At 43.4% G+C, this 21992-nt stretch carries 18 protein-coding genes and 2 tRNA genes; 18 read left to right on the top strand and 2 right to left on the bottom strand.

Translation table 11 applies throughout. The annotated features are described in order from the left end of the window. Window positions 1-201: 201 nt before the first annotated feature. The 12 genes from V7201_RS20340 to V7201_RS20285 all read left to right on the top strand — a co-directional run bounded on the left by V7201_RS20340 (window position 202) and on the right by V7201_RS20285 (window position 12029). Window positions 202-840: a 50S ribosomal protein L25/general stress protein Ctc gene (locus tag V7201_RS20340; RefSeq protein WP_335378590.1), complete on the top strand. Its 639-nt coding sequence runs from the start codon at window positions 202-204 to the stop codon at window positions 838-840. 163 nt (window positions 841-1003) lie between these two features. Then, window positions 1004-1564: an aminoacyl-tRNA hydrolase gene (pth, locus tag V7201_RS20335; protein ID WP_335378589.1), complete on the top strand. Its 561-nt coding sequence runs from the start codon at window positions 1004-1006 to the stop codon at window positions 1562-1564. Between the two features lie 157 nt (window positions 1565-1721). Further along, window positions 1722-1952, top strand: a complete 231-nt coding sequence (locus V7201_RS20330) for an anti-sigma-F factor Fin family protein (RefSeq protein ID WP_335378588.1) — start codon at window positions 1722-1724, stop codon at window positions 1950-1952. Window positions 1953-2150: 198 nt separating this feature from the next. Further along, window positions 2151-5687 carry a transcription-repair coupling factor gene (mfd, locus tag V7201_RS20325; protein WP_335378587.1) on the top strand — a complete coding sequence of 1179 codons (3537 nt, stop codon included), beginning with the start codon at window positions 2151-2153 and terminating at the stop codon, window positions 5685-5687. A gap of 270 nt (window positions 5688-5957) precedes the next feature. Next, window positions 5958-6494, top strand: a complete 537-nt coding sequence (spoVT, locus tag V7201_RS20320; protein WP_207503236.1) for a stage V sporulation protein T — start codon at window positions 5958-5960, stop codon at window positions 6492-6494. A gap of 165 nt (window positions 6495-6659) precedes the next feature. Further along, complete coding sequence (locus tag V7201_RS20315; protein WP_335378586.1) at window positions 6660-8285, top strand: putative polysaccharide biosynthesis protein; 1626 nt, start codon at window positions 6660-6662, stop codon at window positions 8283-8285. Beyond that, window positions 8282-9745 carry a nucleoside triphosphate pyrophosphohydrolase gene (gene mazG / locus V7201_RS20310; protein ID WP_335378585.1) on the top strand — a complete coding sequence of 488 codons (1464 nt, stop codon included), beginning with the start codon at window positions 8282-8284 and terminating at the stop codon, window positions 9743-9745. Before V7201_RS20315 ends, mazG begins: the two co-directional genes overlap by 4 nt. A 40-nt stretch (window positions 9746-9785) precedes the next feature. Next, window positions 9786-10058, top strand: a complete 273-nt coding sequence (locus V7201_RS20305; RefSeq protein WP_207503233.1) for an RNA-binding S4 domain-containing protein — start codon at window positions 9786-9788, stop codon at window positions 10056-10058. An 89-nt stretch (window positions 10059-10147) separates the two neighbouring features. Then, window positions 10148-10450, top strand: coding sequence for a sporulation protein YabP (gene yabP, locus V7201_RS20300; protein WP_214710346.1), 303 nt, complete (start codon window positions 10148-10150; stop codon window positions 10448-10450). Continuing rightward, a complete protein-coding gene (gene yabQ / locus V7201_RS20295) occupies window positions 10447-11079 on the top strand; it encodes a spore cortex biosynthesis protein YabQ (protein WP_335378584.1) in 633 nt (210 codons plus the stop codon). The genes yabP and yabQ overlap by 4 nt, the downstream gene beginning before the upstream one ends. Before the next feature lie 21 nt (window positions 11080-11100). After that, window positions 11101-11499 carry an FtsB family cell division protein gene (locus tag V7201_RS20290; RefSeq protein ID WP_335378583.1) on the top strand — a complete coding sequence of 133 codons (399 nt, stop codon included), beginning with the start codon at window positions 11101-11103 and terminating at the stop codon, window positions 11497-11499. 74 nt (window positions 11500-11573) lie between these two features. Then, a complete protein-coding gene (locus tag V7201_RS20285; RefSeq protein WP_207503229.1) occupies window positions 11574-12029 on the top strand; it encodes a S1 domain-containing RNA-binding protein in 456 nt (151 codons plus the stop codon). Window positions 12030-12386: 357 nt separating this feature from the next. On the opposite strand, the gene V7201_RS20280 is transcribed toward V7201_RS20285, so the two are convergent. Further along, a tRNA-Glu gene (locus tag V7201_RS20280) sits at window positions 12387-12458 on the bottom strand. Between the two features lie 326 nt (window positions 12459-12784). Next, a tRNA-Met gene (locus V7201_RS20275) sits at window positions 12785-12858 on the bottom strand. 294 nt (window positions 12859-13152) lie between these two features. Between V7201_RS20275 and spoIIE the strand changes: the two genes are divergently transcribed. The 6 genes from spoIIE to ftsH all read left to right on the top strand — a co-directional run bounded on the left by spoIIE (window position 13153) and on the right by ftsH (window position 21708). Next, entirely contained in the window at window positions 13153-15627 is a 2475-nt protein-coding gene (gene spoIIE / locus V7201_RS20270) for a stage II sporulation protein E (protein WP_335378582.1), read from the top strand. Window positions 15628-15720: 93 nt separating this feature from the next. Further along, the gene (locus V7201_RS20265; protein WP_335378581.1) at window positions 15721-16458 is read left to right on the top strand and encodes a vWA domain-containing protein; all 738 of its coding nucleotides are present in this window, start codon (window positions 15721-15723) and stop codon (window positions 16456-16458) included. Next, window positions 16427-17479, top strand: a complete 1053-nt coding sequence (locus V7201_RS20260) for a protein kinase domain-containing protein (protein WP_335378611.1) — start codon at window positions 16427-16429, stop codon at window positions 17477-17479. Before V7201_RS20265 ends, V7201_RS20260 begins: the two co-directional genes overlap by 32 nt. Window positions 17480-17655: 176 nt before the next feature. Continuing rightward, entirely contained in the window at window positions 17656-19041 is a 1386-nt protein-coding gene (tilS, locus tag V7201_RS20255; RefSeq protein WP_335378580.1) for a tRNA lysidine(34) synthetase TilS, read from the top strand. 24 nt (window positions 19042-19065) lie between these two features. After that, a complete protein-coding gene (gene hpt, locus V7201_RS20250) occupies window positions 19066-19605 on the top strand; it encodes a hypoxanthine phosphoribosyltransferase (protein WP_335378579.1) in 540 nt (179 codons plus the stop codon). A 132-nt stretch (window positions 19606-19737) separates the two neighbouring features. Further along, window positions 19738-21708, top strand: a complete 1971-nt coding sequence (gene ftsH / locus V7201_RS20245) for an ATP-dependent zinc metalloprotease FtsH (protein WP_335378578.1) — start codon at window positions 19738-19740, stop codon at window positions 21706-21708. The last annotated feature ends 284 nt before the right edge of the window (window positions 21709-21992 follow it).

Raw genomic sequence — 21992 nt, 5'->3', positions numbered from 1 at the left:
CCTTCGACGGACACGATGTACTAGTGCCGACGTTGCCACAGGACGTGGCGGTTTTAGTCGGCCAGCGCTTGTCGGGGCTGACCAAGGCGCTTGCGCTTTTTTAGAAAGCTTCTGGTAAAAGAAAGTTAAACGTTTAGACCTTCCTATTTTGGGGCATTTTTTATATAGACAAAACTTATTGAATAGGAAGGGGACAAAACCATGGGTGCAGTATTGAAAGCAACTGAACGCACAGATTCTAAAGATTCTAAAGGTTCTAATCTAAGACGTTTACGCCAGGAGGGCAACATTCCGGCAGTCGTGTATGGAAGGAATTCAGAAAGTAAATCGATTTATATAAACAGCATTGAATTTCTTAAGACGATTCGCGAAAATGGAAAAAATGGCGTGATTTCACTTGATGTTGGCGGCAGCCAGCATGATGTCATGCTGACGGATTATCAGCAGGACCATATCAAAAATGAGGTCCTTCATGCTGATTTCCTTACAGTGGATAAGAGTTCGAAGGTAAATGCGAGTGTTAGAATCAATCTCGTCGGGGATGCTGCAGGTGTGAAAGATGGCGGCGTTATGCAGCAGCCTGTGCATGAAGTGAACATTACTTCGACTCCTGGAAGCATTCCTCAATCCATAGACGTCGATGTAACAAATCTTCAAGTAGGTGAGAACTTGACACTTGCCGATATCAAAACAGGAAATTATGAAATAAACGATGATGAAAACACTGTACTAGTTTCCATCCTTCCTCCGAAACAGGAAGAAGAAATTAATTCTGGAGAAGAACAAGAGCCAGGACAACCTGAAAATGAAGAAGGAAGAGAAACAGAAGCTAGCGAATAATAATACAGTAGGTAATGGACGTAGCCTGAAGAGGTTACGTCTTTTACGGTTGTTAAAAATAGAGTCGTCTAACCAGGGCGTATCTGGAGGAGGATGGAGAGTGATTAATTTGCGTTCTCTTTTTAGGCGGTTACGCTTGGCTGATAAGGGGTGTGAAACAAGAATGAAATTGTTTGTGGGTTTAGGGAATCCAGGGAAACAGTATGATAAAACAAGGCATAATATAGGATTTGAAGTGATCGATGAGCTTTCGAAAAGGTGGAACATTCCTTTGGATCAGGCGAAGCATAAAGGGATTTATGGAAAGGGTTTTGCTGGCGGGGAAAAGGTAATCCTTTTGAAGCCACTAACATACATGAACCTTTCTGGAGAATCCATCAGGGCTGTCATGGATTTCTATAGTATAGATATGGACGATTTAGTCGTTATTTATGATGATCTTGATATGCCAACGGGCAGGATCCGATTAAGGCAAAAAGGCAGCGCTGGAGGCCATAATGGAATTAAGTCGACGATTGCCCATACAGGCACGCAGGAATTCAACCGCATCAGAGTGGGCATCAGCCGGCCTCAGAACGGTATGGCAGTAACAGACTGGGTGCTCGGACGTTTTACCAGTGAAGAGCAGGATCAAATGCAAGAGGCGGTCGTCAAATCGGCAGATGCATGTGAAGAATGGATGAAAAAGCCGTTTTTAGAAGTGATGAATACTTTTAACCGCTAGGCTTTTAGTAGGAATTCAAGCTGAATGGCAAATAACAATTATGCGAAACCAGCCATTTAGTAATATAATTTTAAAAGAGAAACATACAATAGGCTAAGTGCATAAGTTCCTCGCAAAGGGTCAATAATGATAATGACTTAATTTGGGAGGGACGGGCATGGCTATACATTATCAATGCCGTCATTGCGGCACGAATATCGGCTCACTGGACAGGATGTCTGTCCACAGCGAAAGCCTTGGCTTGCACAAGCTTACCGATGAAGAACGGCAGGAGATGGTTTCTTACGCAGGCAATGGCGACATCCATATAAAATCGATCTGTGAAGACTGTCAGGAAGCACTGGAACGAAATCCAGACTTCCATCAACATGACTATTTGATTCACTGACAAGCTTTGGATTTATCATCCAAAGCATTTTTCTGTTTATATATCAGGCATTGAAAAACTAGTAATTGCGTTAAATATCGCAACGGTAAAATGTAATTTAAAAGGCTGTTTTCTAAAAGATTGTTGTTCTTAATGGATTGTTATAAAAGCAACAAAGTATTTGAAAACAGTTTTTTAAAAAGAGAGGGAGAGGTTTGGATGCAGGGGCTAAAAGCTCTATTTAGTCATCAGGATGATGTCCAATCTGTTATTTCCGGAATGGATGCGGGGCTTAGGGAACAGCTTGTCGCCGGCCTGTCCGGTTCGGCAAGGACAGTCTTTTTAGCGGCAATATACGAACAGACAAAACGCCCCGTCCTGGTAGTGACGCATAATCTATTGCAGGCGCAAAAATTATACGATGATCTTGTTAACTTAGTAGGGGAAGATGAAGTCTATCTTTATCCGGCAAATGAATTGATTGCCGCAGAAATCAGTATCTCAAGCCCTGAGCTTAAAGCACAGCGGATAGAGGCTTTGAATCATTGGAGCAAAAAGAAATCAGGTATGATCATCGTTCCAATGGCGGGCTTAAGAAAAGTATTGCCGCCAAAACAATTATGGTCAAAGTTCCAGATGACGTTCAAACTTGGGGAAGAAATCGACCTCGATGATGTACTCAATCGCTTTGTAAGCATGGGCTACACGAGAGCAGGAATGGTATCAGCTCCAGGTGAGTTCAGTGTCAGGGGCGGAATCATTGATATATACCCGCTGACTTCCGCTGACCCAATCAGGATTGAGCTGTTTGATGCGGAGGTTGATTCGATCCGGACGTTTTCTCTCGAAGATCAGCGTTCGAAGGAAAAAATGAAATCGGTTTTAATAGGACCAGCAACAGAAATTCCACTGGAAAATGAACAGCTGGACCGACTCATCACAGGTATAGAAGCTGGTCTTTCAAACAGCCTGAAAAAGCTTAAGGATGATAAGGCTAAGACACTCATGGCACAGAACATCGGCTATGAACTTGAGCAGCTAAGAAATGGGCAGAAACCGGATCAAGTTTTCAAGTACTTATCGGTCGCTTATGAGAAGCCTCAAAGTTTAATAGATTACTTGCCATCAGGCGGCTTTCTGTTTGTGGATGAAATAAGCAGGGTGCAGGAAATGAATGAATCACTGAACAAGGAGGAAGCGGAATGGTACACGAGCCTTCTTGGAGAAGGGCAGATCATCCATGATCTTAAGATTTCACACCATCTTCCTGAACTGCTGAGCAAATCTGCAAATCCGATTGTTTATTTATCCTTGTTTTTAAGGCATGTTCCTAACACAAGCCCGCAAAATATCATTAACATCTCGTGCAAACCGATGCAAAGCTTTCACGGGCAAATGCATGTACTGAAGGCTGAAATTGATCGCTGGCGCAAAGGGAATTATGCGGTGATTTTTCTTGGTCCGGATGATGAGAGAGTCAAAAAGCTTGAGCGGGTGCTCGAGGATTATGAAATAGATGCGGTCAGGTCTAATAGCAAGCAGGAAATACTGCCGGGTAAAGTCCAAATAATCCAGGGCAGCCTAAATACAGGCTTTGAGTTCCCAATCCAGAAGATTGCGTTGATTACGGAAGAGGAGCTTTTTAATAAAAAGACGAAAAAAGCTCCAAGGCGTCAAAAGCTTTCGAATGCAGAGCGGATTAAAAGTTACTCTGAATTGAAGGTTGGCGACTATGTTGTCCATGTGAACCATGGAATCGGAAAATATTTGGGCATTGAAACGCTCGTGATCAACGGGGTGCATAAGGATTATCTCCATATCCGCTACCATGGAACAGATAAATTGTATGTGCCTGTCGAGCAAATTGATCTTGTACAGAAATATGTAGGTTCTGAAGGCAAAGAGCCGAAGATTTACAAGCTGGGCGGCAGCGACTGGAAGCGGGTTAAGAGCAAAGTTCAATCCTCTGTCCAGGATATTGCAGACGACCTCATCAAGCTGTATGCAGAACGAGAATCAAGCGTAGGCCATGCATTCTCTCCAGACGGTGAAATGCAGCGTGACTTTGAATCCTCCTTCCCATATCAGGAGACCGAGGATCAAATCCGTTCCATCCATGAAATCAAGCTGGATATGGAACGTGAACGGCCGATGGACCGCCTCCTATGCGGGGATGTCGGCTATGGTAAAACAGAAGTCGCGATCAGGGCGGCCTTCAAGGCAATTGCCGATGGCAAACAAGTAGCATTCCTTGTTCCAACAACAATCCTGGCACAACAGCATTATGAAACCTTAAGAGAAAGATATCAGGATTTCCCGATTAATATTGGGTTGCTGAGCAGGTTCAGGACAAGGAAACAGCAGACAGAAACAATCAAAGGCTTAAAGGCCGGAAGTGTTGATATTGTCGTTGGGACCCATCGCTTATTATCAAAGGAAATCACCTACAGGGATCTTGGTCTTTTGATTATCGATGAAGAGCAGCGGTTCGGGGTAACGCATAAAGAGAAGATCAAGCAGCTAAAAACAAATGTAGATGTACTGACCTTAACTGCAACACCAATTCCAAGAACGCTGCATATGTCGATGCTAGGAGTCAGGGATTTATCAGTCATTGAGACACCTCCTGAAAACCGTTTCCCTGTCCAGACGTATGTGATGGAATACAACGGAGGACTTGTACGCGAAGCGATAGAACGTGAGCTTGCGAGGGACGGACAAGTATATTTCCTTTATAACCGGGTTGAGGACATCGAACGGAAAGCTGAAGAAATTTCCATGCTTGTTCCCGATGCAAGAGTTACCTTTGCACACGGAAGAATGTCGGAAAATGAGCTGGAATCTGTCATGCTTGGATTCCTGGAAGGTGAGTTTGACGTTCTTGTGAGTACAACAATCATCGAAACAGGCGTTGATATTCCGAACGTGAACACACTGCTTGTCTATGATGCCGATAAAATGGGCTTATCCCAGCTATATCAGCTTAGAGGAAGGGTAGGGCGTTCGAACAGGGTCGCTTATGCCTATTTTACCTACCGCAAAGATAAGGTGCTTACTGAAGTTGCTGAAAAACGCCTTCAGGCGATTAAGGAGTTCACTGAGCTGGGGTCAGGTTTCAAAATTGCGATGCGCGACTTGTCGATCCGCGGAGCGGGAAATCTGCTAGGGGCTCAACAGCATGGCTTTATCGACTCAGTCGGTTTTGATTTGTATTCGCAAATGCTTAAGGAAGCAATCGAAGAACGGAAGCCGGAAAAGGAGCAAGTGCGCAGGCCTTCCATCGAGATCGATCTTGAGCTGGATGCCTATATCCCTGACAGCTACATTTCTGATGGCCACCAAAAAATCGAAATGTATAAACGTTTCCGCGGAATCGATACTCTGAAGGATATCGAGGAATTAAAAGAAGAAATCATTGACCGGTATGGCGATTACCCTGAAGAGGTCGAAGCTTTGTTCAAGGTTGCCGAACTGAAGGTGTATGCAATAACTGCCGGTGTGGAATCAATAAAACAAGCTAAGCAGGATGTAAATATACTTTTAACAGAAGAAGGAAGCAGCAGGATTGACGGACAGAAAGTCTTTAAGGTCAGCAGCCAATACCGGAATGCTGTAGGGCTCGGAATGGAAGGCAAAAAGCTTAAGATGGTCATCCATACGAAACTCATCAAAAACGATCGCTGGTTTGATATTACTTTTGAAATGGTGAAGGGACTGCACGACTCCCAAAAAGAACAAGAGAACTCAGTATCGTAATCTTAGGGAAAAAACCTTGTAACGAAAATGTAAAACTGGAAAGTGTTTCAAAAAAGTAAGACAAGGGTAATTTTTGTTTATACGCTTTTGATAGCTGGAAGGTTTATCCGTTTTTGGCATCTTTATCACTTCAGAGAAAATATTTTTAGAAGTGTATAGAACTTTCCATATGAAAGATACTAAGTTCAAACTTGGTAAGGATGATTAATAAAGGTTTAAATTGTCATTACCAAACAAAATAATCATCAGATGAAAGTGAGGCAACGTTGGATGAAAGCAACTGGTATTGTTCGTCGAATCGATGATTTAGGTCGTGTCGTCATTCCTAAAGAAATAAGAAGAACGCTGCGTATTCGTGAAGGAGATCCACTAGAAATTTTCGTGGACCGCGATGGTGAAGTCATCTTAAAGAAATATTCTCCAATCAGCGAGTTAAGCGATTTTGCAAAGGAATATGCAGAAGCGCTATATGACAGCTTAGGCAACCCGGTACTAATCTGCGATCGTGATACTTATATCGCATTGGCCGGAGGTTCAAAGAAGGACTACTTAAACAAAAACATCAGTGAACTTGTCGAAAAGACGATGGAAGACCGCAATTCCACTTTAGTAAACCAGCAAGCAAACATTGCGCTTGTTGAGGGCAATGAAGAACCTGTGTCGTCTTATACAATTGGGCCAATCATTGCGAACGGTGATCCGATCGGAGCCGTTATCATTTTCACTAAAGAGGGCTCACTAGGAGATGTTGAACAAAAAGCAGTTGAAACAGCTGCTGGCTTCCTGGCGAGACAGATGGAATCATAATCTGGATTCTAATATTGAACCGAAATTTTATCATCCACAAAGGGCAGCTGCCAAAGCTGCCCCTTTTCTTTTGGTTGCATTTAATCTTAATTCATACCACGCAAGGCGCATCATGCACCTTATGTTATAATACTTTTTGATAATGGAATTGGAAGGAGATGGGCGATGAAGCCCGTTACAGATTCAAAAGATTTAGTTAAGGGAGCCATGATTTTGACATTGGCAGCCCTGGTTACAAAGATTTTAAGCGCGATATACCGTGTCCCATTTCAAAATATCGTCGGGGACATCGGTTTTTATATTTATCAGCAAGTGTATCCTTTTTATGGGATTGTTATGGTTTTATCTACATATGGTTTTCCGGTTGTCATTTCCAAGCTGTATACCGAGCAGCAGGCAAAGGGGAACAGCTGCCGGGCTGACAGGATGCTGGCAGTATCGTTCTTCTTTTTAGGACTTGTAGGAATGCTGCTTTTTTCATTTTTTTACTTTGGTTCTGACTGGATTGCTGGAAAAATCGGTGATGCCGAGCTCGGTTTGCTGTTTAAGGTTGTATCAGTGCCATTCCTGATTTTCCCAATTACATCCGTGTTCAGAGGTTATTTCCAGGGCAAGGGAAATATGGTGCCTACAGCTGTTTCTCAGGTATCTGAACAATTGATCCGTGTTGCAACGATCCTGATACTATCCGCATTGTTCATACAGCAAGGATACTCCTTATATGTTGCCGGAGCCGGTGCAGTATTCGGTTCGGTTACTGGGGGATTGATTTCAGCTGTTGTGCTGAGTTTTTTTTATCTGAAAAACAGGACAGTTCATCCATTTAAACACTATCAGGCAAAGACCCTTTTGGCGGATTCGGCCTGGGTGATAAAAGCTCTGGTTGTACAGGGTTTTGCGATTAGCATTAGTGGCATGCTGTTAATATTGTTCCAGCTTGCAGACTCATTGAATATGTATACCTCTCTGCTGGCAATGGGTTTGGCAGGAGACGAGGCAAAATCGGCAAAAGGCATCTTTGACAGGGGCCAGCCTCTGATTCAGCTTGGTACAGTTGTGGCAACCTCGATGTCCTTGAGCCTTGTTCCGGCGATTTCAGGGGAAAAATCAAGGAATCGCACAGATGTGATCCTGCAGAAAATAAGACTTGCTCTTCAGACCAGTCTACTTTTCGGCGCTGGTGCGGCCGCTGGGTTATTCAGTGTTATCGTTCCCGTCAACATCATGCTGTTTGAGAATGCCGAGGGCTCAAATGTCCTTGGAGTACTGAGTTTAATGATTCTGTTGGGATCGGTGATTTTAACGATCACCAGCATTCTTCAAGGGCTTAATAAAACGATTTTTCCAGCGGTCGTTATTCTGGCTGGCTTTGGATTGAAATACGGCCTGAACATGATCTTTATCCCGAGAACAGGTGCGATGGGAGCCGCTTATGCCACATTATTGGCCATGCTGATCATCTTGGTTATACTCGTGGCCCGGCTGAGAGCTGTAATGGGCAAACCGGTCCTATCCTTCTCATTTGTGGCAAAAATCCTTTTTTCCTCGGCTATCATGAGTATTTTCCTTTATTTTTATTTGCAAATAACCGATTTTCTTTATCGATATATTGAACCTGACAGGCTGGCTGCCATTTTCCAGGGGTTAAGCGCGGTGTTATTGGGGGCACTTGTGTATTTCATTGTTTTAATCAAAACGAAGGCTTTAAATGAAGAGGAGCTATTGACCTTGCCGTTTGGCAGCAGGCTGGTTCAGCTATTTTTAAATAAGACAGGAGGCAGCAAGAAATGACAAACAAGATTTCGATCATAGGGCTCGGCGCTGGTGACTTAGATCAGCTCCCCCTTGGAGTATATAAAAGATTAAAGCAGGAAAAAACCCTCTTTTTGCGGACAAAAGAACACCCTGTAGTAACGGAACTTGAGCAGGAAGGGGTGGAATTTCAATCTTTTGATTCAGTCTATGAGAAACACGACCAGTTTGCAGATGTGTATGAGGAAATTACCGAAACCTTGCTTGCTGAAGCAAAAAAAGGAACAGTGACTTATGCAGTTCCGGGACATCCCCTGATTGCAGAGCGGACTGTTCAGCTTTTACTAGAAAGAGGGCCTGAAAGAAATACGGAAATCGAGATTGGCGGGGGACAGAGCTTCCTTGATGCCATGTTCCAGGCGCTGGCTATTGATCCGATTGAGGGATTCCAGCTGCTTGATGGTACAGAGCTGTCAAAGGAATCGCTGCTGTTGAATAGCCATACGATTATTGGACAGGTCTATGATTCCTTTGTAGCATCTGAGGTCAAGCTAACCCTGATGGAAAAATTGCCGGATGAATACGAAGTTTATATTGTGACAGCTGCAGGCAGCAAGAACGAAGTGATCAGGAAAGTGCCGTTGTATGAAATGGATAGGGAAATGGAGTTGAGCAATTTAACTTCTGTTTATGTGCCACCTGTAGAAGAGGAACAGATTTTATACAAGGATTTTTCAAAGTTCCGTGGAATTATATCAATATTAAGGGGGCCGAACGGCTGTCCTTGGGATAAGAAGCAGACACATCAGTCTCTTAAAAAATATTTGATTGAAGAGGCGTATGAATTGATCGAGGCAATTGATAACGATGATATTGACCATATGATCGAAGAGCTCGGTGATGTGCTGCTGCAAGTCATGCTTCATGCCCAGATTGGCGAAGATGAAGGCTACTTCACCATTGAGGATGTCATTGAAGGTGTATCAGCGAAAATGGTCCGCCGACATCCACACGTTTTTGGCGACAAAACGGCTGAAAATGAAGAAGAAGTCATGAAAAATTGGCAGGAGATCAAGGAGCAGGAAAAGGGCGGTGCGGTAAAGTCTTTGCTTGAGGGTGCAGGCAAGGGTCTTCCAAATCTGCTGAAAGCATATGAGCTGCAAAAGGAAGCTGCCAAGGTAGGCTTTGACTGGGAAACTGTCGCGCCAATCCTTGATAAAGTGAAAGAAGAAATCGAGGAGCTTTCAGAGGAAATCACACAAAAAGGCCAGCAGGAAGATATCCAGCTGGAATACGGGGACCTGCTGTTCGCGCTTGTCAATTTTGCAAGGCATTATGACATCAATCCGGAAGAGGCTTTATTCAAGGCAAACCAAAAGTTCATGCGCCGTTTCGCCTATATTGAGCAAAGAGCCACAGAAAACGGCAAATCAGTCGACAGCTATTCTCTAGAAGAACTTGATTCTTTTTGGAATGAAGCGAAGAAACATGGTTTGTAAAGGTAAATCGAACCAATAACGAAAAAGGGGTTTAGATACGATGAGGCTGGATAAATTTTTAAAAGTGTCAAGATTGATTAAAAGAAGAACACTGGCGAAGGAAGTTTCTGATCAGGGAAGGATTTCAGTAAATGGTGTCCCTGCCAAGGCGAGCACAAATGTAAAAGCGGGCGATGAGCTGGCAATCCGCTTTGGACAAAAGGTCGTTTCTGTAAGAATCGACCGCATACAGGAAACATCCCGCAAGGATGAAGCCGCTGAGATGTATACGATGCTGGGCGAAGAAAGAATTCCGGGTGACGACGAAGAGTAACCCAGGAATCGCCTGAAGGCTTGTTCTATTATCCCTCTCTAAATCATAAACATGTACAAAAGTGCATTATGCGATTGTGAGGGGTAATGATGAGCCAATATTATGAAACGAACCAGACAAAAAGCAATTTGCCAGACCATGATTTAGTCATGAGAGGCAGGCGGACACTGGAGATTACAGGAGTAAAGCAAGTAGAAAGCTTCGATAATGAAGAGTTTTTATTAGAAACTGTAATGGGATTCCTGGCGATTAAAGGCCAAAACCTCCAGATGAAGAACCTGGATGTCGACAAGGGAATTGTATCGATCAAAGGGAAAATCTTTGATCTGGTCTATCTTGATGACCAGCATGGGGAGAAAGCTAAAGGCTTCTTTAGCAAGTTATTCCGATGACGCTGTCTACCCAATTTTTGACGATGCTCGCCATGATTGGGATGGGCAGCTTATTCGGAGCTTCACTTGATACGCATAACCGTTTTTTAAAAAGGTCAAAGCGTAAGTCATGGATCGTCTTTATCAATGACATTCTATTTTGGCTATTGCAAGGGTTGTTGATTTTTTATATTTTATTTTCTGTGAATATGGGAGAATTGCGCTTTTATATCTTCCTTGCTTTATTGTGTGGCTTTGCAGCGTACCAGAGCCTGTTTAAAAAGATCTATCTGAAGGTACTGGAACGGGCCATTTCCATCACAATCAGTGTTTATGTGTTTTTTGTGAAGGCAATCAGATTGTTGATCCTACGGCCTGTTCAGTTTCTGGCGGCCACCGTTTTATCGCTGCTGATCCTGGCGGGAAGAGGCCTTTATACTCTTGTAAAATGGCTTCTTGCCGTTTTATTATGGGTGTTGAAACTCCTCTGGAAACCGATTCAGTTACTTTTCTTACTTTTTTGGAAACTTTTGCCGAAAAAGATTAAAAAAAGCGTCGAGAAGTTATATAATAAATTGGCAGGATTTCTAATCCTAGTAAAGAATTACTCTATAATGCCGATAAAATGGTTGAAGAAATTTAAAAAATAATTGTAAGGAGGACTGCGGGGAATGAGTGTCATCAGGAAACGGAATATATCCAAGATTGAAAACCAGTATGTGCAGCAGCGTGAAATAGCAGGGATTGCGGAAAGCAGGAAGCGAAAGCTGCTATTCAGGCGCCTCGCGGTCTTTGCCCTTTTCGCATCAGTAATCTCTTATTTAATGATCTCGACTTTCATTTCACAGTCGGCCTCACTTGAAAATAAGAAGGCAGAAAAAGAACATCTTGAACAGAAATTGGCAAGCCTGGAAAAGAAGCAAGAGATTCTTGACGAAGAAATAGTCAAGCTTAATGACGATGAATACATAGCTAAGCTTGCTCGCAAAGAATATTTCTTATCGGAAAAAAATGAAATTATCTTCAACCTTCCTAAAGATAAAAAGGACTCCCAAGATTCGCCTTATTGACACTCTTTTTTTATATTCTGTATAATATATAGTAAGTTTGATTTTTTATATCTTTAAGGAGGCAAAACTTTTTTATGTCAATCGAAGTAGGCAGCAAGCTACAGGGTAAAGTAACAGGTATTACAAATTTCGGGGCGTTTGTGGAACTGCCAGGCGGCTCAACTGGACTCGTCCATATCAGTGAGGTTGCTGACAATTACGTCAAGGACATCAATGACCACCTCAAAGTGGGCGACCAGGTTGAAGTGAAAGTCATCAATGTTGAAAAAGACGGCAAAATTGGTTTATCTATTAAGAAGGCAGTAGACAGGCCAGAAAGACCTGAAAGACCTGCAAGACCAGAAAGATCTGAATCAAGGCCGTACACACAACGTCCGCGTGGTGGAAGACCAAACGACAATCGGAACGCCCGTCCTGAAAATTTCGAAACAAAAATGGCGAAATTTTTAAAGGACAGTGAAGACCGTCTTTCTACTCTAAAACGTGCAACTGAATCTAAGCGCGGTGGAAGAGGAGCTAGAAGAGGTTAACTTGCTGCTAAGTGAACATATATAAATAGCAGGTAATTGCTATATCAAGACAAGTCTTTCGGGGCTTGTCTTTTTTATTTGGTTGAGCGCTGCATGATTGCTATTCGGAATATAATGAAAAACTCCGGAATAACCTATGTGTTTTCCGGAATAAATTAAAAAATTCCGGAATATCAGATGAGGAATCCGGAATAAAATAAATTTTTCCAGAATATCTTACTTTGATTTTAGAGATAAGGTACATAGCAACCTGTTTTTATAAAAATAGAGTTGCGTCGGAAGAATATGCTCATCAACATGCTAGGATAATACAAAAAACTCGCTCCTTATAAAAGGAACGAGTTTTTTTGTGTTAGATGACCCCTACGGGATTCGAACCCGTGTTACCGCCGTGAAAGGGCGGTGTCTTAACCGCTTGACCAAGGGGCCATAATTTAATTTGGTTTCTTCAAATGTGTAGCTTCGGCTCCTAGCTCCTCGAGTCGCTTGTTCAGTGTCGCCTCCTAGAAACTCCGAAACTTCAACTCCGCCGGCAGAAGCAAAAAGCGCTTCTTTGTCGGAGTCTCCAGTTTCTGCGTTTCTGGGCAGTCGGCTATACATTTCGATTTCGGTCCGGCCGATGAAGTCAAAGAACGACTTCACCTGCCGGACCTTCGACGAACAGGACGTTCTAGTGCCGACGTTGCCACAGGACATGGCGCTTTTAGTCGGCCAGCGCTTGTCGGAGCTAAGCAGTCGCCTATGCTTTTCTTTAGTAGCGGCGGAGGGGATCGAACCCCCGACCTTACGGGTATGAACCGTACGCTCTAGCCAGCTGAGCTACACCGCCATGATAGTGTGTTTTGAGGCACAAGAAATATAATACATAGATATTAAAATAGTGTCAATGGATTTTTAAAAGAAAAGTAGAAAATATCGATAGGAAAATATTAGGGCGATGTGCTTATTGGTGGGGTTATATTAGGCAGTTGGCAGGAAGATAACGAGTTTATTCGAGGAAATGCATTGTTTACGGGGAAATGCGTCGAACGAAACTTGGATGCTTGTCCTTGTTTTTGACAAACTTCTGTATGGCTCCCTTTTATAATAATTTTCAACGATAAAAAAACGGGGAGTGTATTTAATGCAAAAGGTAGAAAGGAACATGATGGAACCGATCAGTGAAGTTCATCTCGAGGAATCACGATTCAGGTTTGCGAAAAGCATGGCGAAGCTGCAATCCAAAATCGAAAACCTTTTTCTGAAAAAAGGGTATATATTTCTGTTTATTGGATTTTTGCTTGGCAGGGCCTTGATACTTGCACAGTTGACCCCTTTTAGCCTTCCATTTTTTGCTGCCGTTTATTTGATCCGTAAAGATCGTGCCCCAATCGCGTTGTTTGGACTGGTGGCTGGTGCGGCGACATTATCACTCGGTGCGGCGGTTTTTACTTTTAGTTCGGTATTCTTATTTTTGCTGATCTACCGATTGACGAAAAAATGGATCAATAATGACCTGAAGGTTTTGCCTTTTTATATATTTTCTACTATTTTGATAGGTAAAATGTTAAAAGCTCTTATTTTATCCGGACATATTACTATTTATGAAGGAATGATGGCTGGTGTCGAAGCCGGATTGAGCCTTGTATTAACCTTCATCTTCCTGCAAAGCATTCCATTAATGACAATCAGCAAACGGAAACAATCCCTGAAAACAGAAGAAATTGTTTGCTTGATCATTATGCTGGCCTCCGTCATGACGGGAACGATTGGCTGGACTGTTTATGACATGTCAGTAGAACACGTTATGTCTCGCTATCTAGTCCTGATCTTTTCCTTTGTTGCCGGGGCAACGGTTGGATCAACGGTAGGCGTCGTGACCGGATTGATTTTCAGCCTGGCGAACGTTTCGAGCTTTTACCATATGAGCCTGCTTGCATTCTCAGGATTATTAGGCGGTCTTTTAAAAGAAGGGAAAAAGCCTGGTGTGGCACTGGGATTATTCATTGCAACACTGCTGATTGGCATGTATGGCGAAGGTGGAGGTGCACTTAGCAAAACAGTGATGGAATCGGCTTCGGCTGTGCTATTGTTTTTACTGACTCCCCAATCTCTTACTTCCAAAATAGCAAAATACATCCCTGGGACGCCCGAGTATTCAGCAGAGCAGCAGCAATACATGAGAAAGATGAGAGATGTAACAGCACAGCGGGTCGTCCAGTTTTCGAATGTATTTGAAGCACTTTCTAAAAGCTTCTCAAACTTGCAGGTACAGGATGAAACGACCGAGACAGACCGTGATATGGATTATTTCTTAAGCAATGTAACGGAAAAAACATGCCAGACCTGCTTTAAGAAAGACCATTGCTGGACAAGGAACTTTAATACAACCTATGACTATATGAGCGAAATTATGCAGGAGATGGACCAAAATTCAGGCGTCGTCCCACAAAAACTTTCCCGTGAATGGGACAAGCATTGTACGCGTTCAAAAAAGGTAATGGAAATCATGCAGCAGCAACTGACCTATTACCAGGCAAACAGGAAGCTTAAGAAACAGGTTCAGGAAAGCAGAAGACTGGTGGCGGACCAATTGTTAGGAGTGTCCGAGGTAATGGGGGATTTCGCAAAGGAAATCCAGCGTGAGCGCGAAAACCACTCCAAGCAGGAGGAACAGATCCTTGAAGCGCTACAGGAATTTGGCATCCATATCGAGCATGTTGAGATTTACAGCCTTGAACAGGGAAATGTCGATATCGACATGACGATCCCATATTGCCAAGGGCACGGCGAATGCGAAAAACTGATTGCGCCCATGCTGTCAGATATCCTTAAGGAAAATATCGTAGTCAATTCAGAAGAGTGCTCAACTTTTCCAAACGGCTTTTGTCATGTGACATTCCGCTCTGCTAAAGCTTTTACTGTTTTAACAGGAGTGGCACATGCGGCAAAGGATGGCGACCTTGTATCGGGTGACAGCTATTCGACAATCGAGCTTAGCGGCGGAAAATATGCCATCGCGATCAGTGATGGAATGGGCAATGGGGAAAGAGCGCATTCAGAGAGCAGGGATACATTGCTATTACTGCAACAAATCCTGCAGTCCGGTATTGAGGAGAAGGTTGCGATTAAATCGGTAAATTCGATTTTATCGCTCAGGACGACAGATGAAATCTTTTCAACTCTTGACCTAGTGATGGTCGATCTGCAAAATGCATCAGCACGGTTCCTGAAAATAGGGTCGACACCAAGCTTCATCAAGCGGGGTGGGAAAATTATGAAGGTCCAGGCCAGCAATCTTCCGATGGGCATCCTGCAAGAGTTTGAGGTGGACGTAGTCGGTGAGCAGCTTAAGGCCGGGGATTTGCTGATCATGATGAGTGATGGCGTTTTTGAAGGGCCGAAGCATGTCGAGAATTATGATCTGTGGATGAAACGGAAAATCAATGAACTCCAGACTGATGACCCTCAGGCGATTGCTGATTTGATCATGGAAGAAGTGATCCGATCCCGCGGAGGTTCGATTGAGGACGACATGACGGTAGTTGTAGCGAAAATCGATCACAATATACCTAAATGGGCCTCGATACCCGTGTCGAATTATCAAAAAAGAGCATAACAGCTATTTTGAGCATTAACCTCGTCTTTTATGTATATTTCCTTCTCGCCTCGTCGACAATGGTAACAAATTTATCTATGAGAGGGGATTATCATGAAGACAGGTACAATCAGGCAAATATTGCTTATAACTGATGGCTGTTCGAACCAGGGGGAAGATCCAATCGCGATGTCTGCTCTGGCAAAGGAACAGGGGATTACCGTTAACGTGATTGGTGTAATGGAGCAGGATGTTATAGATGACCAGGGCATGAAAGAAATAGAAGGGATTGCACTATCCGGCGGCGGTGTCAGCCAAATTGTATACTCACAGCAGCTTTCGCAGACGGTACAGATGGTAACAAGGAAAGCAATGACCCAGACCCTCCAGGGAGTTGTAAACAAGGAACTTCAGCAAATATTGGGCGGAGGAAGTACGGTAGAAGACCTGCCGCCTGAAAAGCGCGGTGAAGTCATGGAGGTTGTGGATGAATTAGGCGAGACTGTTGAACTCGAAGTGTTGATTCTTGTCGATACGAGTGCGAGTATGAAGCATAAGCTGCCGACAGTGAAAGAAGCCTTGTTGGACCTGAGTTTAAGCCTTAATGCACGTTCGGGAGACAATCGTTTTTCAGTATTTGTATTTCCCGGGAAAAGAAATGATGTCGAAAAATTGCTGGATTGGACTCCGAAGCTCGAATCCCTTACCAGCATATTTGCCAAACTGACTACTGGAGGAATTACGCCAACAGGACCAGCCCTTCGCGAAGCACTTTCTTATTTCAATAAAAAACGATCTTTAAGGAGCCTTCTGTCCCGTGATGATGAATCCTTCTTTGAAGAATCTGTGTAAAGTCATTCCCGGAACGATCATCCAGGGGAAATGGCATCACAATCGATATACGATTATTAAGGAACTTGGTTTTGGTGCGAATGGGATTGTCTATCTTGCAAGGCACAACAATACACAAGTCGCACTTAAAATGAGTGACAACGGCATGTCGATCACATCAGAGGTCAATGTGTTAAAATCTTTTGCCAAGGTCCAGGGATCTGCCCTCGGACCTTCTTTGCTGGATGTAGATGATTGGGAGCGGCCGGGGAAGCTCGTCAGCTTCTATGTAATGGAGTTTATCAAGGGGCCAGATTTCCTGGCGTTCCTGCAGCAGAAGGGATCTGACTGGAAAGAAGTAATGATCCTGCAGCTATTGGCGGACCTGCAGATTTTGCATGAAAATGGCTGGGTGTTTGGAGACTTGAAGCCAGATAATTTAATTGTTACAGGACCGCCAGCGAGAATTCGCTGTATCGATGTGGGAGGCACCACTCTGCAAGGGCGGTCTATCAAAGAGTTCACCGAATTCTTTGATAGGGGGTATTGGGGGTTAGGAAGCCGGAAAGCGGATCCGGGCTATGACCTTTTCGCCGTTGGGATGATTATGGTCAATACAGCCTACCCGAAAAGGTTTACCAAAACAACCGGCGGATTGAACGATATAATGGGCAAGGTAAAGCAAAGTCCTGAGCTGAAGATGTATGAAAATGTAATAGCCAACGCATTGACGGGCAAATACCAATCAGCGCGGCAGATGAGGGAAGAAATTTTCCAACTCAGCCAGCCGAAAGCGGATTCCAGAAGCAGTCGTTATCAGCAAAAGACATATACAGCAAACCAGGGTCCGCAAACAAAAACAAGTACAAAGCAAAGTCAGCATACCAACACGAATATTCCTCCTGTGAACGCCACACCACTGCAGCAAACACGCAAAGGATATAACAAGAAAAAGAAGAAATCTTCAGCGTTAGAAACACTGACAATTATCATCATTATATCGGTCCTGTATTTTATTTATATTTATAGCCAGATTACATAAATTTTTTGAAACCTTTCACACTTCTATTCGTAGATAAGGAATAGTTCCCGTTCTGCGCTTTAGATTTTGATAATAAAGGTGTAAAAGTGTTAAGCTGAAAAAGTCAAATAGAAGATTAATGGGTTGCCGGCATGGGTATAGACTTAAACCGGCGATACCTGTAAGGAAGTTCTAAGATGATTGAATCAAAGGTTAATGCTTTTTTGGAAAGGCATTGTTTTCAGCTGCATAATAAAGCGATTGCTGTAGGGATTTCCGGTGGACCTGACTCACTCGCCCTGCTTCATTACTTATGGACGCAGCGCGTGAAATACTCATTGAACATTGTTGCGGTCCATGTTGACCATATGTTCCGCGGGGAAGAGTCCTATCAGGATGCCCTATTTGTAAAGGACTTTTGTGAGGAACACGGAATTTCCTTCGAAATGAAAAGGGTGGATGTTCCTGCGTTTATGCAGAAGACAGGAATGAGCTCCCAGCAGGCAGCACGCGAATGCCGCTACCGATTTTTCGAGGAAGCGATGGAAAAGCATCATCTACAATATCTTGCATTGGGACACCATGGTGATGACCAGGTTGAAACAGTGTTGATGAGACTGACACGAGGCAGCTCTGGAAAAGCCCGGGCTGGAATACCTTTTTCGCGTGAGTTTGGCAGAGGGCAGATTTTCCGGCCTTTTCTCTGTTTAACGAAAGAGGAGCTTGAAGAGTATTGTAAGATAAACCATCTGGAGCCGAGAATAGATCCGAGCAACGCAAAGGGATACTACAGCAGGAACCGCTTCAGAAAAAGTGTTTTGCCATTTTTAAAAGAAGAGAATCCGGCTGTACACGAGCACTTTCAGCGTTTTAGTGAAGAATTGCAGATGGATGAAGATTATCTTGTTGAATTAACAAAGGAAAAATTGAATAAAGTAATGAAGAAAGAGGACAGTGGAATAACAATTGATATTAGTTCATTTGAGCGAATGCCAATGCCTTTACAAAGAAGAGGGATTAAACTAATATTAAATTATCTCTACAAAGATCGACCTGCTTCTCTTTCCGCTATACATATTGAAAAATTTTTTTCAATAATTCGCAATCCCCATCCATCAGGAACTCTTGATTTCCCCAGCGGTTTAAGAATCATACGATCGTATGGAAAATGCCACTTTCAACTGAATCCACCTGAAAGGCATAATTATTGTTTCGAACTATTTGGAACAGATAACGTGATATTGCCGAACGGTGATGTGATCGAGGCCCAATTGCTCAATGATGTTTCGGGTGTAGATGCCTCCGTGGATCGTTTTATTATTGACATGGAGCGGTCAGGCGTTCCGTTGATCATTCGAAACAGGCAGAATGGCGACCGGATGAAATTGAAAGGGATGGCGGGTTCAAAGAAGGTAAAGGATATTTTTATCGATATGAAAATTCCTTTGGCTCAAAGAGATGAATGGCCGATTGTGACAGATCGCGAAGGCACAATTCTTTGGCTTCCGGGTCTGAAAAAATCCAGCCATGAAGCAAGTCAAAAAGGAAACACGTTATTACTATTAACTTATATAAAGCAATGATATCTTCCAGGGGGCACAATAGTCATGAAAAATGATATTGAAAAAGTACTTTTTACAGAAGAAGAACTTCAAGAGAAAACGAAGCAGCTGGCGGCTCAGTTAACTGAGGAATATAAAGACCGCTTCCCGCTGGCAATCGGTGTCCTTAAAGGGGCAATGCCATTCATGGGTGACTTGCTGAAGCGGGTTGATGCATATCTAGAAATGGATTTCATGGATGTATCAAGCTATGGCAACTCGACTGTATCGTCCGGAGAGGTTAAAATCTTAAAGGATTTGGATACATCAGTTGAAGGAAGAGACATCCTTATTATCGAAGACATCATCGACAGCGGTTTGACGCTAAGCTATCTTGTTGAGCTTTTCAGGTACCGCAAGGCGAAATCAATCAAAATTGTCACCCTTTTGGATAAACCAACAGGAAGAAAAGCTGATATTCAGGCAGATTATGTTGGATTCATCGTACCTGATGAGTTCGTAGTTGGATATGGTCTTGATTATGCTGAGAAATACCGCAACCTGCCATACATCGGAGTTTTGAAGCCGGAAGTCTATACAAAATAAACGGTTAGAAGGCTTGCTGAGAAATAGATGTTTTCGAAACAACCAAATATTCTGAATGTCAATTTCTTGTATTAGCAATATTTACTATGATACTATTTAATATAGTTTGTCTACCGTGGGAGGAGGTAAGGGATGAATCGGATCTTCCGTAATACCATCTTTTATTTATTGATATTTTTAGTCATTATTGGGGTAGTAAGTTTCTTTAATGGAAACAACGAACCAACTGAACAAATCACTTACGATAAATTCATACAGCAGTTGGAAGCAGGTAATGTCGATGGTAAGTTATCATTGCAGCCTGAACGCGGTGTGTATGAGGTGAAAGGCCAGCTTAAGGGTCAAAAAGAAGGTCAAGGCTTCATCACGTATGTATGGAACAATCCAGAAACCTTAAACCGCATTGAGCAAGCAGCTGCTAATGCAGATGTGGAAATCAAGCCAGCCAAGGAAACAAGTGGATGGGTAACATTCTTTACATCGATTATTCCTTTCATCATTATTTTTATCCTGTTCTTCTTCTTATTGAACCAGGCGCAGGGCGGCGGCAGCCGAGTGATGAATTTCGGAAAAAGCAAAGCCAAGCTTTACAATGAAGAGAAGAAGAAAGTCCGCTTCAAAGATGTTGCGGGTGCAGATGAAGAAAAGCAAGAACTAGTCGAGGTTGTTGAGTTCCTGAAAGACCCTCGTAAATTCGCTGAACTTGGAGCGCGCATACCAAAAGGTGTTCTTTTGGTCGGACCTCCGGGTACAGGTAAAACATTGCTTGCACGTGCTGTTGCAGGGGAAGCGGGAGTACCATTCTTCTCCATCAGTGGTTCCGACTTCGTTGAAATGTTCGTCGGTGTCGGTGCATCACGTGTCCGTGATTTATTTGAAACAGCTAAAAAGAATGCTCCATGTATCATATTCATAGATGAAATCGATGCTGTCGGCCGCCAGCGTGGCGCTGGTCTTGGCGGAGGGCACGATGAGCGTGAACAGACGCTTAACCAGCTTCTTGTAGAAATGGACGGTTTCGGTGCAAATGAAGGAATCATAATTGTCGCCGCTACGAACCGCCCAGACATTCTGGATCCGGCTTTACTGCGTCCAGGACGTTTTGACCGACAGATTACAGTTGACCGCCCGGATGTAACCGGCCGTGAAGCTGTTCTGAAGGTACATGCAAGAAATAAGCCGCTTGATGAGTCAGTAAACCTTAAAAGTATTGCTGCAAGGACTCCTGGCTTCTCTGGAGCAGACCTTGAGAACCTATTAAATGAAGCTGCACTTGTTGCAGCCCGCAGAAACAAAAAGAAAATCGACATGCTTGATCTTGACGAAGCGACAGACCGTGTCATTGCCGGTCCTGCCAAGAAGAGCCGTGTCATTTCCAAAAAAGAAAGAAATATTGTTGCTTTCCATGAAGCTGGCCATACAGTCATCGGGGTTGTTCTTGATGAAGCTGAAATGGTGCACAAGGTTACAATTGTTCCTCGAGGACAGGCGGGCGGTTATGCTGTCATGCTTCCTAAGGAAGACCGTTACTTCATGACAAAGCCAGAGCTTATGGATAAAATCACAGGATTACTTGGCGGACGGGTTGCTGAAGAAATCGTCTTTGGCGAAGTCAGCACAGGTGCACACAACGACTTCCAGCGTGCTACTGGCATCGCCAGGAAAATGGTCACTGAATTCGGTATGAGCGACAAGCTTGGACCATTACAGTTTGGCCAGGCACAGGGTCAGGTTTTCCTTGGCCGTGACTTAAATAATGAACAAAACTATTCTGATGCGATCGCATACGAAATCGATCTTGAAATTCAGAGCATCATTAAAGGATGTTATGAAAGAGCGAAAAACCTTCTTACAGAGCATCGCGAGAAACTGGATTTGATTGCGAATACTTTGCTAGAGGTTGAAACTCTTGATGCTGATCAAATCAAGAGTTTGGTTGACCACGGACGTCTCCCTGACCGCAATGTCAGCATTGCGAAGGACGACATGAAAGTGACAATCAATACAAAAAAAGAGGAAATGCCAGCAATCGAAGAGACTGACAAGAACATTGACTCAGTCCTTGAAGATCCAAAGGCAATCGACGAAGAACGAAAAGAATAGATTTCTGAAGCGGGTGCTCTTAACGGAGTGCCTGTTTTTTTATGGAGTAAAGAATTGAACAATTATGAAATGCAGAAGTTTAAGTAATACTTCAAACATAACTGATAATTTTTTTAATAGGCTCTGTTATAGCTAAATGTTGATTTTTAAACTCTGTTGATTGTAGTGGAAGGCGCGTAGACTCCTCCGAAAATGCTAACGCATTTCCATCGTGCGTGGGCGGATTCGAGGAAGCTATTCAGTGTCCTGCGGGCGCAGCTGGTCAGGTGAGACCCCGCAGGAGC

Source organism: Bacillus sp. JJ1122 (assembly GCF_036964885.1).
Classification (GTDB): Bacteria; Bacillota; Bacilli; order Bacillales; family Cytobacillaceae; genus Mesobacillus.
This window is presented reverse-complemented; position numbering and strand designations above follow the sequence as displayed.